Origin of the sequence: Alloalcanivorax marinus, from assembly GCF_016785095.1 — a bacterium.
In the GTDB taxonomy this organism is placed as follows: Bacteria; Pseudomonadota; Gammaproteobacteria; order Pseudomonadales; family Alcanivoracaceae; genus Alloalcanivorax; species Alloalcanivorax marinus_A.
On sequence record NZ_JAEKJB010000013.1, the window covers coordinates 24,866 to 37,679 of the forward strand.

The 12,814-nt window shown below is 65.7% G+C and carries 13 protein-coding genes; 1 reads left to right on the forward strand and 12 read right to left on the reverse strand.

Going from position 1 to position 12,814, the window contains the following annotated elements; all coding sequences use genetic code 11:
• Positions 1–6 precede the first annotated feature (6 nt).
• The 10 genes from JF515_RS17260 to murJ all read right to left on the reverse strand — a co-directional run bounded on the left by JF515_RS17260 (position 7) and on the right by murJ (position 9,895).
• Positions 7–558 carry a pilus assembly PilX family protein gene (locus tag JF515_RS17260; protein ID WP_203105706.1) on the reverse strand — a complete coding sequence of 184 codons (552 nt, stop codon included), beginning with the start codon at positions 556–558 and terminating at the stop codon, positions 7–9.
• Positions 555–1,298: a PilW family protein gene (locus JF515_RS17265; RefSeq protein WP_203105707.1), complete on the reverse strand. Its 744-nt coding sequence runs from the start codon at positions 1,296–1,298 to the stop codon at positions 555–557. Before JF515_RS17265 ends, JF515_RS17260 begins: the two co-directional genes overlap by 4 nt.
• Positions 1,295–1,798, reverse strand: a complete 504-nt coding sequence (pilV, locus tag JF515_RS17270; protein WP_203105708.1) for a type IV pilus modification protein PilV — start codon at positions 1,796–1,798, stop codon at positions 1,295–1,297. Before pilV ends, JF515_RS17265 begins: the two co-directional genes overlap by 4 nt.
• Before the next feature lie 16 nt (positions 1,799–1,814).
• Positions 1,815–2,282, reverse strand: a complete 468-nt coding sequence (locus JF515_RS17275) for a GspH/FimT family pseudopilin (RefSeq protein ID WP_338015243.1) — start codon at positions 2,280–2,282, stop codon at positions 1,815–1,817.
• Between the two features lie 208 nt (positions 2,283–2,490).
• Positions 2,491–3,426 carry a 4-hydroxy-3-methylbut-2-enyl diphosphate reductase gene (gene ispH / locus JF515_RS17280; protein WP_203105709.1) on the reverse strand — a complete coding sequence of 312 codons (936 nt, stop codon included), beginning with the start codon at positions 3,424–3,426 and terminating at the stop codon, positions 2,491–2,493.
• A gap of 119 nt (positions 3,427–3,545) precedes the next feature.
• Positions 3,546–4,013, reverse strand: a complete 468-nt coding sequence (locus tag JF515_RS17285) for an FKBP-type peptidyl-prolyl cis-trans isomerase (RefSeq protein WP_203105710.1) — start codon at positions 4,011–4,013, stop codon at positions 3,546–3,548.
• The gene (lspA, locus tag JF515_RS17290) at positions 4,006–4,509 is read right to left on the reverse strand and encodes a signal peptidase II (protein WP_203105711.1); all 504 of its coding nucleotides are present in this window, start codon (positions 4,507–4,509) and stop codon (positions 4,006–4,008) included. The genes JF515_RS17285 and lspA overlap by 8 nt, the downstream gene beginning before the upstream one ends.
• Positions 4,502–7,315 carry an isoleucine--tRNA ligase gene (gene ileS, locus JF515_RS17295; RefSeq protein WP_203105712.1) on the reverse strand — a complete coding sequence of 938 codons (2,814 nt, stop codon included), beginning with the start codon at positions 7,313–7,315 and terminating at the stop codon, positions 4,502–4,504. The genes lspA and ileS overlap by 8 nt, the downstream gene beginning before the upstream one ends.
• Complete coding sequence (ribF, locus tag JF515_RS17300) at positions 7,312–8,250, reverse strand: bifunctional riboflavin kinase/FAD synthetase (RefSeq protein ID WP_203105713.1); 939 nt, start codon at positions 8,248–8,250, stop codon at positions 7,312–7,314. Before ribF ends, ileS begins: the two co-directional genes overlap by 4 nt.
• Before the next feature lie 70 nt (positions 8,251–8,320).
• The gene (gene murJ / locus JF515_RS17305; RefSeq protein WP_203105714.1) at positions 8,321–9,895 is read right to left on the reverse strand and encodes a murein biosynthesis integral membrane protein MurJ; all 1,575 of its coding nucleotides are present in this window, start codon (positions 9,893–9,895) and stop codon (positions 8,321–8,323) included.
• A 253-nt stretch (positions 9,896–10,148) separates the two neighbouring features.
• Here murJ and rpsT point away from each other — a divergent pair, with 253 nt between their 5' ends.
• The gene (rpsT, locus tag JF515_RS17310; protein ID WP_203105715.1) at positions 10,149–10,415 is read left to right on the forward strand and encodes a 30S ribosomal protein S20; all 267 of its coding nucleotides are present in this window, start codon (positions 10,149–10,151) and stop codon (positions 10,413–10,415) included.
• A gap of 98 nt (positions 10,416–10,513) precedes the next feature.
• On the opposite strand, the gene proB is transcribed toward rpsT, so the two are convergent.
• Both proB and cgtA read right to left on the reverse strand, forming a co-directional pair.
• Entirely contained in the window at positions 10,514–11,623 is a 1,110-nt protein-coding gene (proB, locus tag JF515_RS17315) for a glutamate 5-kinase (RefSeq protein WP_238401152.1), read from the reverse strand.
• Entirely contained in the window at positions 11,613–12,791 is a 1,179-nt protein-coding gene (cgtA, locus tag JF515_RS17320; RefSeq protein WP_203105716.1) for an Obg family GTPase CgtA, read from the reverse strand. Before cgtA ends, proB begins: the two co-directional genes overlap by 11 nt.
• Between the last annotated feature and the right edge of the window lie 23 nt (positions 12,792–12,814).

Consider the following 12,814-nt stretch of genomic DNA (forward strand, 5'->3'; position numbering starts at 1 on the left):
TCCCGATCACTCCTGACCGATGTTGTTGAAATCGGTCGATGACACCATGCCGCGCTTGAGCGCCTGCTGCAGGTGATGGTTTTCGATTTCGAATTGTTCCACTTCCGAATCCCCCATGATCTCGAAGGTGTAATCGACGATCAGGGTACCGCCACCGCTCATGCTGACCTGCCCGCCGGAGACCGGCTGCATGCCTTTCTGGCGAATCCTCGATTGCGCCTGCACCAGCCCTCGTGAATCCATGTAGTCACTGGTGCCGCAGCGCGTCTGCAGCACTACCCCACCGCCAAGACAACGGTATTCCACCTGGCCGAGCAGAAAGGGCTGAAGAGCATTGCTGTTAAGGCCGGAGAGGTATGCATAGGCATCGGCCACTGCGGACTCGGCGCCCTCGAAGGCCATCGCGTCCACCTGGGTACCGGTGGAAATCTTGGCGCTGAACATACTGGTCTTCATCGCCGTGATACCCATCAGGGAAACGATCACCAGGATCATCAGAGCGATCAGCAGGGCCGCGCCGCGCTCGCCGCGTGCCAGGGTGGGGGCGGTCTGTTTCATACTTCATCCCAACGGTAATTACGGATCGCCACGGTGGACTGGAACTGTCGTCGCAGGCTGCGCCCTTCGTTCACCGTCTCTTCGTGGTCCAGCAGATAAAATGTCTGCTCCTCCTGGGCACCTTCCATGGAGGGCAGCGGCTTTTCCAGCAGCAGGGCGACCTTCACGGCCACCACCTGATCGCCGGCCACGTTATCAGCGGTTACGTAGCGGGCGGCGAACGGAACCGCATCCACGAGCTGGTCGACGCCATAGAGCACCTGAAAGCCGCGCACGTCCTGCAGCAGGATGACGTCATCGGAGGACAGATTGCCCCGGCACTTCAGGTTGCCGTCATCGTCCACCCAGTACGTATTCACCACTTCGGTCATGGCGGCCGGCGTCAGGCCGGTACCGGTGCAATCGGTAAGGCCATGGTGGCTGATGGTGAGGCGGTCGTTACCCTCATTACCACCGTCGGAGGAAGGCGGCATGCCCAGAAAAGTGGCCAGGTGCACACCGGGAAAATCCGTGGCGGCCACCTGGTCATCCATATAGCCGGTCAGTTGCAGGTCCTGGGCAATAAAGCGCAGGGCGAGCTGGCCCTGCTCCTGGGACTCACTCATTGCCTGCTGCAGGGCAAAAGTGCGCTGGTTGGTGGAAAACAGCGACACCGCGGCGGCGGTGATCAGCAGGCCCAGCAGCATCGCCACCATCAATTCGACCAGGCTGAAACCGGCCATGTGGTTGGACGTTCTCATCGTGCCACCTCCATGACCACGCATTCGGAGTCCTCGTCGGCGGCGATCTGGCCATTGGTCAGGCAATCGTCGATGTCCTGGTCGCGCCAGGCCACCACCACGCAACTGGTGATGCCACCGCCGGTATCACAGGGCTCCACCTGGATGCGACCGGCGGGCAACAGGCTGCCCGCCTGCCATTCGAGTTGTTCGATGTCCCAGGCGGCCATCTGGTCCGAACTGCAGGCGCTGTCGTAACAATCGGTGGGCGGTGCGTCACCAAAGGACTGCTGGGCCCCGCCCCACTGGCTCTTGTCCAGGTAGGTGGCCTGGGCGGCGCCATTAACCAGAATACGTTCCAGGGCATCGCGGGCCAGGGCGGTGGCCTGGGATCGGGTCTGGGCGCTTTCCGAGCCTTTCAGGGCACTCAGTTGCAAGCCGGCGTAGCCAAGCACGCCGATGGCCAGAACCAACAGGGCGACCAGGATTTCCACCATGCCCACCCCGGTTTGCTGCTTCATTCGTCTACCCCTTCCCTTACCCACAGGTGATCACCGTATTGTCGACCACGCCAAAGCGTCCGACCTCGATCTTGCGACCGCTCTCGCCGCTACGGTCGTCACAGACCTTGAATTCCACGTTGCTGGCGATGATGCCCGACGGCAGAAAACGGATTTCGCTCACACTACTGGTGACGGTGGCCTTGCCGGCCGGGTGAAAACTCTGGTCGCCCTCGGTGCGGGCACTGTCGTAGAAGATTTCCCAGCCATCGTCCCAGGAGCCGCCCAGATGACGAAGCAGCACCGGTTTGCGAAGATTCACCGCCTGCGCGCGGGCGGTGTTGATGGCGGTGACCAGATCAGCGGTGGTGGCACGCAGAGCGTTGTTGGCGGTGACGTTTTGGAAGGACGGCACCGCCACCGTCAGCAACACCGCCGCCACGGTGATGCCAAGCATCAGTTCAATCAACGTGAAGCCTGCGCTGCGCGCGCTTGTGTCGAGCACCACGGAGTACTCCATTCGCATTGGGGTGACGACACTCTAGCAATTGTAAAACCGTGGACAACGGGACTTAGACAAGCGGTCACTTCACGGACATGAGCGGCATAAGCAAGGGTTTGTATGGTGAACCCCCTGTGAACGGCGTCATGCTTCGCGGTGAACGGGCGGGTAAGAAGGGCTCACGGCGCCCGGTCGGGCGCCGCCGAAAAGGTCAGACGCGCAAGGCGCGGGGCATGGAGAAACGGATGTTTTCCTCGCGGCCGGGAATCTCCTGTTCCGGGTCCCCGCCCAGTTCCCGCAGGCGGGCCACCACCTGATGAACCAGCTCTTCCGGGGCACTGGCCCCGGCGGTGACACCCACGGATTTCTTGCCGGTGAGCCAGGCCGGATCGATCACCGCCGGGTCGTCGAGCAGGTGGGACGGCGTACCGCAACGTTCGGCCAGCTCCTTGAGGCGGTTGGAGTTGGAACTGTTCACCGAGCCCACCACCAGAACCAGGTCGCATTCCAGGGCCAGTTGCCGCACCGCGTCCTGGCGGTTGGTGGTGGCGTAGCAAATATCCTCGCGCTTGGGGCCGAGAATGTTGGGGAAGCGGGCACGCAAGGCGTCGATGATGCGCGCGGTATCATCGACGCTGAGGGTGGTCTGGGTGACGAAGGCGAGCCGGTCCGGGTCGTTCACCTCCAGCCGCGCCACATCGTCCTCGTCTTCCACCAGGTACATGCGGCCACCCTTGGAGGTGTCGTACTGCCCCATGGTGCCTTCCACTTCCGGGTGGCCCTGATGGCCGATCAGGATCGCCTCGCGGCCTTCACGGGCGTAGCGGATCACTTCCATATGCACCTTGGTGACCAGCGGGCAGGTGGCATCGAACACACGCAGGGCGCGTCGCTCGGCTTCTTCCTGCACCGCCTTGGAGACACCGTGGGCGCTGAAAATGACGATGGCGTCATCCGGCACTTCATGGAGCTCCTCGACGAACACGGCGCCGCGCTGACGCAGGCCGTCCACCACGTAGCGGTTGTGCACCACCTCATGGCGCACGTGCACCGGAGGCCCGAACACGTCCAGGGCGCGGTTGACGATTTCGATGGCCCGGTCCACGCCGGCGCAGAAACCGCGGGGATTGGCGAGACGGATTTGCATAGGAAAACCTGCTTGGACTGTGAGGCGAGTATACGCGTCGCGGGCCGGCCCCGGCCAGGATCGCGGCGGAAGCCGCTCCTGCCGCGGATGTGGTGTAGGAGCGGCTTCCGCCGCGATGGTCAGTTCAGGCGGATGGTCTGCTCGGGCACGTCGTGCTGAACGTCGATGATCTCCACCACGAAGGTCAGGTCGCGGCCCGCCAGGGGATGGTTGAAGTCCACCGTTACCCAGTCATCATCCACGTCGGTGACCACCCCGGGCAGCTCGGCACCGGCGGCGTCGGCGAAATTCATCACCATGCCCGGTTCCACGTCCCGCACCTCGAAGGTGGCGCGGTTGAAGTGCTGGACGTTCTGCTCGTTGTGCTCGCCGAAGCCGGACTCGGCGTCGATGAACACGCTGCGCCTGTCGCCCGGCCGCAGGCCGAGAATGGCCTTCTCGAAGCCCGGCAGCAGGGAGCCGTCGCCCCAGGCGAAACTGGCCGGCTCGCCGTCGAAGGTGCTGTCCATCTCGGTGCCGTCCATGAGGCGTACGGCGAAGTGCAGCGTGACCCGGGTCTGCGGCCCGGCGAAGAGTTGGTCAGTCATGGGCGAGGCGCCCTCCCAGCAGCATGTCCAGAATGATCAATACCGCTCCGATTGTGATGGCGCTGTCGGCGATATTAAAGGCCGGAAAGTGGTAATCGCCCCAATAGAAATCGAGAAAATCCACCACATGACCCAGCACCACCCGATCATAGAGATTGCCCAGGGCACCACCGAGGATCAGCGCCAGAGCGGCGCCCTGCATGCGCTCGGTCTTGAGCTTGCGCAGCCAGCCGAGGATCAGCACCGCCGCGATCAGCGCCACGCCGGCGAAGAACCAGCGCTGCCAACCGCCGGCGCCGGCCAGGAAGCTGAAGGCGGCGCCGGTGTTGTAGGCCAGGGTCAGGTTGAACACCGGCAGAATCTCCAGACGCTCGAAGAGTTCGAAACGCGCCACGATCCAGTGCTTGGTGAGCTGATCCAGGGCGATCACCAGCACCGTGAGCCACAGCCAGTTGAGCTGGCCGGGCAGCCCCCGGCGAGCCGCCGCCTCAGGCATAATGCCGCTCCTCGCCGGGGCCTTCCACGTTGGTCACGCAACGGCCGCAGATCTCTGGGTGAGCCGGGTCCACGCCGACATCGGCGCGGTGGTGCCAGCAGCGGGCGCATTTGGGATTCGGCGAGGGCGCCACCTTCACCTTGAGGCCGGCCACGGCGCTGGCCTCCAGTTCCGCCGGGGCCTGGGCCAGCGGCTGCAGAGCGGCGGTGGAGGTAATGGTGACGAAACGCAGTTCGTCGCCGAGCCGCTCCAGCAGGGAGCGGACGTCGTCGTCCACGTACAGGGTAGCGTCGGCGGACAGGTTGGCGCGCAGCTCCTTGCGATTACGGGCCTCCTCGATGGCCTTGTTTACCGCCTGCTTGACCGCCTGGATCCGCTCCCAGAACGCCAGGTCCATATCGGCGTCCTCGGGCAGGCCGAACAGGCCTTCGTACCAGGTGGTGAGGAACACCGAGTCGGCTTTTTCACCGGGCAGGTGCTCGTGGATTTCCTCGGCGGTAAAGCTGAGGATCGGCGCCATCCAGCGCGCCAGAGCCTGGGCGATATGGTACAGCGCGGTCTGACAGGAACGCCGTGCCACGGAGTCCTCGCGGGTGGTGTACTGGCGGTCCTTGATGATATCCAGATAGAAGCCGCCCAACTCGTTGGCGCAGAAGTTGTGCAGGCGCTGATAGACTTGGTGGAACTGGTAGCTGTTATAAAGCTCGCGCAGTTCGTCCTGGACCTGGGCGGCGCGGGCCACCGCCCAGCGGTCCAGGGCCAGCATCTCCTCCGGCGCCAGGACGTTGGCGGCGGGGTCGAAGCCGTTCAGGTTGGAGAGCAGGAAGCGGGCGGTGTTGCGGATGCGCCGGTAGCTGTCCGCCACCTGCTTGAAGATGCTTTTGGAGACGGTCATCTCGCCCCGGTAGTCCGTGGAAGCGATCCACAGCCGCAGGATGTCGGCGCCCAGCTCGTTCCAGACCTCCTGGGGGGCGATCACGTTGCCCAGGGACTTGGACATTTTGCGGCCCTGCTCGTCCACGGTGAAACCGTGGGTGAGCACGCCCTTGTAGGGCGCCGCGCCGCGCATGGCGGTGCTGGTCAGCAGCGAGGACTGGAACCAGCCCCGGTGCTGGTCGGAACCTTCCAGGTACAGATCCGCCGGCACGGTCAGCTCCGGGCGCTGTTCGAGCACGGAAAAGTGGGTGGTGCCGGAATCGAACCACACATCCAGCACGTCGGTGACCTTGCTGTAGCGCTCGGCGTCGGCGCCCAGCAGCTCCGCCGGATCGAGCTGGAACCAGGCCTCGATGCCCTCCTTCTCGATCCGCTTGGCCACTTCCTCGATCAGGCGCGGGGTGTCCGGATGCGGCTCGGAGGTGTCCTTGTCCACGAACAGAGTGATCGGCACGCCCCAGGTGCGCTGCCGGGAGATGCACCAGTCCGGGCGGTCGCGCAGCATGCCTTCCATGCGCGCCTGGCCCCAGTCCGGCGTCCAGGTGACCTTCTTCACTTCCTCGCGAGCCCGCTCCAACAGGCCATGCCCCCCCATGGAGATGAACCACTGGGCGGTGGCGCGGAAGATGATCGGCGTCTTGTGGCGCCAGCAATGCGGGTAACTGTGGGTGATGCTCTTCTTGGCCACCAGGGTGCCGCCTTCCTGCAGCGCCTCGATCACCGGCCCGTTGGCCTTGGTGACATGCAGGCCACCCACCACCGGCAGGCCGTCGCGGAACACACCGTTGTCCTGCACCGGGCTGTCCACTTCCAGGCCGTAGCGCTTGCCCACCACGAAGTCGTCCTCACCGTGGCCGGGCGCGGTGTGCACGCAGCCGGTGCCGGCGTCGGTGGTGACATGCTCACCCAGCACCACCGGCACCTGGCGGTCCAGGAACGGGTGCTGGAGTTTCAGGAATTCCAGGGCACGGCCCGGGAAGGCGGCGGAGCGGCGAGCGCCGTCCAGCCCATAGCGCTCGGCGGCATCGTCGGCCAGGGCCTCGGCCACCACCAGCTCACGGGCGCGACCGTCCTGGTCGCCGCTGAGCAGCACGTAATCCTCATCGGGATGGACCGCCACCGCCTGGTTGGCGGGCAGGGTCCAGGGCGTGGTGGTCCAGATCACCAGCGCCGGGGCGCCGGCTTCCACGCCGGTGCGGGCGGTGAAGTCCGCCGGGTCCACGGCGGCGAACGCCACGTCGATGGCCGGGGACTTCTTGTCCTGGTATTCCACTTCCGCTTCCGCCAGGGCGGAGGCGCAGTCCAGGCACCAGTGCACCGGCTTGAACCCCTTGGTGAGCAGGCCCTTCTCAACGATCTGGCCGAGCGCGCGGACGATGTTCGCCTCGGTGTCGTAATTCATGGTCAGGTAGGGGTTGTCCCAGTCCCCGAACACGCCCAGGCGGATGAAGTCCTTCTTCTGCCCTTCCACCTGCTCGGCGGCGTAGGCCCGGCACTCCTCGCGGAAGGTACGCGCGTCCACCTTGTGGCCGGCCTTGCCTACCTTCTGCTCCACCTTGTGCTCGATGGGCAGGCCATGGCAGTCCCAGCCGGGCACATAGGGCGCATCGAAGCCCTCCAGCCCCCGCGCCTTGACGATCACGTCCTTGAGCACCTTGTTGATGGAATGCCCGATATGAATGGAGCCGTTGGCGTAGGGAGGGCCGTCATGGAGCACGAACTTGGGACGGCCGGCGGCGGTCTCGCGAATCCGGCGGTACAGATCCTGCCGGCGCCATTGCTCCAGCCGTTCCGGTTCGCGCTTGGACAGACCGGCTTTCATGGGAAAGTCGGTATGGGGAAGATTCAGCGTCGCCTTGTAGTCCGTCATAGTCCGTCGTCTTGTGCAAAGAAGGCTTTAACCTGCTCCAGGTCCCGCCACATGGCGGCCTTGAGTTGATCCAGGCTGTCAAAGTTCGTTTCCGGGCGCACGAATTGATGAAAGTGCACGGTCAGATGGGCGTCGTACAGATCGCCCTGAAAATCCAGCAAATGCACTTCCAGGCGGTTCTCGCGGCCATTCACCGCCGGCCGCGTGCCCAGGTTGGCGGCGCCGGGCCAGCCGCTCAGGCCGCCGCCGTCCACGCGCACCGCGAACACCCCCTGCAGGGGCGATACCGGTCGCTTGAGCGCCAGATTCACCGTGGGGATGCCCAGGGTGCGGCCAATCTTGTCACCGTGGCGTACCCGGCCACTGATGCCATAGGGGCGACCCAGCAGGCGCTCGGCGAGGATGAAATCGCCCTGCTCCAGGGCGCCACGCACCCGGGTACTGGACACCCTCTCGCCGTCCACCTGGCAAGTGGGAGTATCGGTTACTTCAAAGCCGAACGCCTGGCCGGCCCGGCACAGATAATCGAAATCCCCGTCCCGGCCACAGCCGAAACGAAAATCGTCACCCACCACCAGATAATCAATGCCCAGCCCGGCCACCAGCAGATCACGCACGAACGCTTCCGCGCCCAGGCTTCGGAAACGCTCATCGAAACGGGCGCACAGCACCTGATCCACGCCCTTGCGACGCAGGGCGATGAGCTTGTCACGCAGGCTCATCAGGCGCGCCGGCGCCTGCTCCCCGGCGAAAAACTCCTGGGGCTGAGGCTCGAACAGCATCACCGTGGCCAGCTTGTCACGGGCACGGGCCTCGGCGATCACCTTGTCCAGAATGCGCTGGTGGCCCAGGTGCACGCCATCGAAATTGCCGATGGTGGCCACGCACCCTCGGTGCATGGACCGCAGATTGTGAATGCCGCGAATCAGTCGCATCCCGCCCTCGTCGCCATCCCGGAGCCGCCGCGCCCGCGTATCCGGGGGAAAAGAGGGCCGATTATAGAAATCATCGGCGCAGGTGGCGAGGTCTGAGGCCAAGAATCAGCAGCACCAGGGCATAAATCGCCAATCCGGCCAGCACGATCACCGTCAGCCAGCCAATGCGCGCCATCAGCGGGCCTTCCATCCAGACACCGGCCTGGCGGGCAAGAAAATGGATCGCCACCACCATGGCGCCGCCGGCGCACAGCAACCGAACGCCGTGGGCGCCCCAGCCCGCCCCGGGCCGGTAGACGCCGCCCCGGCGCAGGCCGGCGAACAGCAGGCCGGCATTGAGCCAGGCGGACAGCGAGGTGGCCAGGGCCAGGCCGGCGTGCTGCAACGGCCACACCAGGGCCAGGTTGAAACCCATGTTGGCGATCATGGCAATGACGCCGATCTTCACCGGGGTCTTGGTGTCCTGGCGGGCGAAGTAACCGGGCGCCAGCACCTTGATCAGCATGAACGCCAGCAGGCCGGCACTGTAAGCGCGCAGGGACTCCGCCGAGCGCAACACATCGGTGGCGCTGAACTCGCCATGGCGGAACAGGGTCGCCAACAGCGGCTCCGCGATCACCGCCAGGGCCAGGGCCGCCGGCACGCCGATCAGAAGCACCAGCCGCAGGGCCCAGTCCAGGGTACGCGAGAACGCATCCGGGTCCGCTTCGGCGTGCTTGCCGGACAGACTGGGCAGAATCACCGTGCCGATGGCGATGGCGAACACTCCCAGGGGCAGCTCGGTGAGCCGGTCGGAGTAATACAGCCAGGTCACCGAGCCGGTTTGCAGCAGCGATGCCAGCACCGTGTCCAGCAGCAGGTTGATCTGGCTTACCGACACCCCGAACAGGGCCGGCGCCATGAGCCGCAGAATGCGGCGCACGCCCTCGTCCCGCCAGGCCATGCGCGGCACCGGCATCAGGTGCAGGCGGGCCAGGAACGGCAACTGAAACAGCAATTGCACCACACCGGCGATCAGCACCCCCCAGGCCAGCGCCACCGCCATGCGCCCCTCGGCGAAGCGCGGCGCCAGGAACAGCGCGCAGCCGATCAGGCTCAGGTTCAGCAGCACCGGAGTGAAGGCGGGCACCGCGAACCGGCTCCAGGTGTTGAGAATGGCGCCGGAGAAGGCGGTCAGGGCAATGAAGAACAGGTACGGGAAGGTGAGCCGCAGCATCTCCACCGCCAGCGCCCTTTTATGGGGATCGTCGCCGAAGCCCGGGGCGAACACCCAGATCAACAGCGGCGCGCCCAGCACGCCGATCAGGGTAACCAGCGCCAGGGTACCGCCCAGGGTCCCCGCCACACGGTCGATGAGCAGCCTGGTGGCCACCAGGCTGCCCTCTTCCCGGGAGCGAGTGCGGTATTCGCTGAGCACCGGCACGAAAGCCTGGTTGAAGGCACCCTCGGCGAACAACCGGCGCAGGAAATTGGGAATCCGGAACGCCACGAAGAAGGCGTCGGTGCCGGCGGAAGCGCCCAGCAGGCGGGCCAGCACCACGTCGCGCACCAGGCCCAGCACCCGGGAGAGCAGCGTCATGCCACTGACTACCAGGGTGGAAGCCAGCAAGCCGCCTTTCTTGTCGTCTCTCGCCTGGTCGCCCATCAGCCCTCCGGAAAACCGACCAAGGGTACCCAAAGCACTGCCCGCCCGCCAGCGGCATGGCCCGGCCCGGCGGCACGATCGCGGCCGAAGCCGCCCGCCACGGTCGTGAATTCCCACCATTGACATTCCGGGAAGGGATCGGCATGATTGCGCACCTTCAAACCGGCCCACGGGCACTCGTGCGTCCCGGTTTCACCGAATCAAGCAGATCGACGGCTCGTCGGTCGTCAGTTAAAAAGATAGGAGCAGGACCTTGGCTAACTCACCGCAAGCACGCAAGCGCGCGCGTCAGGCGGAAACGCGTCGTCAGCACAACGCGGCGATGCGCTCCATGGTGCGTACGTACCTCAAGAAGGTGAACGCGGCCATTGCCTCCGGCGACCAAGGCGCCGCTCAGGAAGCGTACCAAAAAGCGACCTCGGTGCTGGACAAGGCCACCCGCAAGGGCAAGTTTCACCCGAACAAGGCGGCACGCCACAAGAGCCGCTTGAACGCCAAGATCAAGGCCATGGCGGCCTGAATCTGATCAAACTGGCGTCAGACAAAAAAACCGGCCTCTGGCCGGTTTTTTTGTCTGACGCTGGACGCTCGAAGCCTGACACCTCCACCCCGCCGGCGTCAGGCTTCCATGACCACCATGTTGTCCCGGTGGATCAGTTCTTCCTCGTTCATGAAACCCAGCACCCCGGCGATTTCATGGCTCTTCTTGCCGCATAGCCGGCGGGCGTCGGCGGCGTCGTAGTTAACCAGGCCACAGGCCACCCGATTGCCCTGCTCGTCCTCGCAGGCCACCATCTCGCCCCGGGAAAACTGCCCGAACACATCCACCACGCCCACCGGCAGCAGGCTGGAGCCGGCCTCGCGCACGCGCCGCGCGGCGCCGGCATCCAGCACCAGCCGGCCGCGCATGCGCAAGTGCCCGGCCAGCCACTGCTTGCGGGCATTCATGGGTGACGTGTCCGGCATCAAAGTGGTGCCCGGCGCGCCACCATCGCGCAACTCGGCGAGCACCTCCGGGCGGCGCCCCGAGGCAATCGTGGTCATGGCGCCGGAGCGGGCCGCCAGGCCGGCGGCGCGCACCTTGGTGGCCATGCCACCGCGCCCCAGCCCGGAACCACCGCCACCGGCCATGGCGGCGATCGCAGGATCGGACGCCCGCGCCTCACGGATCAGGCTGGCCGCCGGATTCTGGCGCGGGTCGGCGTCGAACAGCCCCTCCTGGTCGGTGAGGATCACCAGCCGCTCGGCCTCCACCAGGTTGGCCACCAGGGCCGCCAGGGTGTCGTTGTCACCGAAGCGGATCTCGTCGGTAACCACGGTATCGTTCTCGTTGACCACCGGCACCACCGCGAAGCCCAGCAGTGTCAGCAGGGTGCTGCGCGCGTTCAGGTAACGCTTGCGGTCGGACAGATCGTCGTGGGTGAGCAGCACCTGGGCGGTATGCAGCCCGTGCTTGCGAAAACAGGACTCCCAGGCCTGCACCAGCCCCATCTGCCCCACTGCCGCCGCGGCCTGCTGCTCATGGACCGATTCCGGCCGACGCGACCAGCCCAGGCGCGTCATCCCCTCGGCCACGGCACCGGAGGACACCACGATGGGCTCGATGCCGGCGGCGCGCAGCGCCACCATGCGATCCACCCAGAGCTGCATCAGATCCCGATCCAGGCCGCGCCCGTCGTTGGTGAGCAGGGCGCTGCCGATCTTGATCACCCAGCGCTCAGCGCTCATAGACGATCTCCACGTCGTGGTCGTCGTCGTCATCATCATCGTTGTCCCGGGCGGCTCGGTTGACGCGCTTGATCTCCTGGATCTTTTCCCGCGCCTCGGCCTCCAGGCGATCGCGCAGGTCGCGCTGCTCGGCGGCGTATTCCGGATCTTCGCGCTCGCGCAGCCGTCGCTCCTCGATGGCGTTCATCAGCGCGTAGGTCAACTCCTCGCACCCCACCCCGGCGGCGGCGGACAGGCGGAACACCGGCCCCTGCCAGCCCAGCTCCTCGACGATGGCATTGACCCGCTCCTCGGCCTCCTGGTCGGGCAGCAGGTCGATCTTGTTGAACACCAGCCAACGCTCCTGCTCGGCCAGCGCCGGGGAGAAACGATCCAACTCGTCGGCGATGGCATCGATCTGATCCGCCGGCTCACCGTCCGGCGGCGCAATGTCCACCACGTGCAGCAACAGCCGGGTGCGCGCCAGGTGCTTGAGAAAGCGGATACCCAGACCGGCCCCCTCGGCCGCGCCCTCGATCAGGCCGGGAATGTCGGCCACCACGAAACTGCGATAGCGATCCACCTTCACCACGCCCAGGTTCGGCACCAGGGTGGTGAACGGGTAATCCGCCACCTTTGGCTTGGCGGCGGAAATGGCGCGGATCAGGGTGCTCTTGCCGGCATTGGGCATGCCCAGCAGCCCCACGTCCGCCAGCACCTTCAGTTCCAGGCGCAGCCGGCGCACCTCACCGGGGATTCCCTTGGTGGTCTTGCGCGGCGCCTGGTTGACGCTGCTCTTGAAGTGCACGTTGCCCAGCCCGCCGCGGCCACCCTTGGCCACCATCACCGTCTCGCCGTCGGCGGTCAGGTCCGCCAGCACCTCGTCGGTGTCCACATCCACCACGGTGGTGCCCACCGGCACCTTGAGGTAGATGTCGTCGGCGGATTTGCCGGTCATCTGCCGGCCCTTGCCGGGCTCACCGTTGCGCGCCTTGTAACTGCGCTCGTAGCGGTAATCGACCAGGGTGTTGAGGTTGCCGTCGGCGCGCACATAGACGTGCCCGCCGGCCCCGCCGTCACCGCCATCGGGACCGCCGAATTCGACGTACTTCTCGCGCCGGAAACTCAAACAGCCGTGGCCGCCGTTGCCGGCGCGAACATCAATGGTGGCTTCGTCGACGAATTGCATGGGACGACTCTTCAGAACAGGTG

Excerpts from the sequence above, each read along its gene's own strand:
- JF515_RS17260 (WP_203105706.1), bottom strand. The coding sequence starts at position 558 with ATGAAACAGACCGCCCCCACCCTGGCACGCGGCGAGCGCGGCGCGGCC.
- JF515_RS17265 (WP_203105707.1), bottom strand. The coding sequence starts at position 1,298 with ATGAGAACGTCCAACCACATGGCCGGTTTCAGCCTGGTCGAATTGATG.
- pilV (WP_203105708.1), bottom strand. The coding sequence starts at position 1,798 with ATGAAGCAGCAAACCGGGGTGGGCATGGTGGAAATCCTGGTCGCCCTG.
- ispH (WP_203105709.1), bottom strand. The coding sequence starts at position 3,426 with ATGCAAATCCGTCTCGCCAATCCCCGCGGTTTCTGCGCCGGCGTGGAC.
- JF515_RS17285 (WP_203105710.1), bottom strand. The coding sequence starts at position 4,013 with ATGACTGACCAACTCTTCGCCGGGCCGCAGACCCGGGTCACGCTGCAC.
- lspA (WP_203105711.1), bottom strand. The coding sequence starts at position 4,509 with ATGCCTGAGGCGGCGGCTCGCCGGGGGCTGCCCGGCCAGCTCAACTGG.
- ileS (WP_203105712.1), bottom strand. The coding sequence starts at position 7,315 with ATGACGGACTACAAGGCGACGCTGAATCTTCCCCATACCGACTTTCCC.
- ribF (WP_203105713.1), bottom strand. The coding sequence starts at position 8,250 with ATGCGACTGATTCGCGGCATTCACAATCTGCGGTCCATGCACCGAGGG.
- murJ (WP_203105714.1), bottom strand. The coding sequence starts at position 9,895 with ATGGGCGACCAGGCGAGAGACGACAAGAAAGGCGGCTTGCTGGCTTCC.
- proB (WP_238401152.1), bottom strand. The coding sequence starts at position 11,623 with ATGAGCGCTGAGCGCTGGGTGATCAAGATCGGCAGCGCCCTGCTCACC.
- cgtA (WP_203105716.1), bottom strand. The coding sequence starts at position 12,791 with ATGCAATTCGTCGACGAAGCCACCATTGATGTTCGCGCCGGCAACGGC.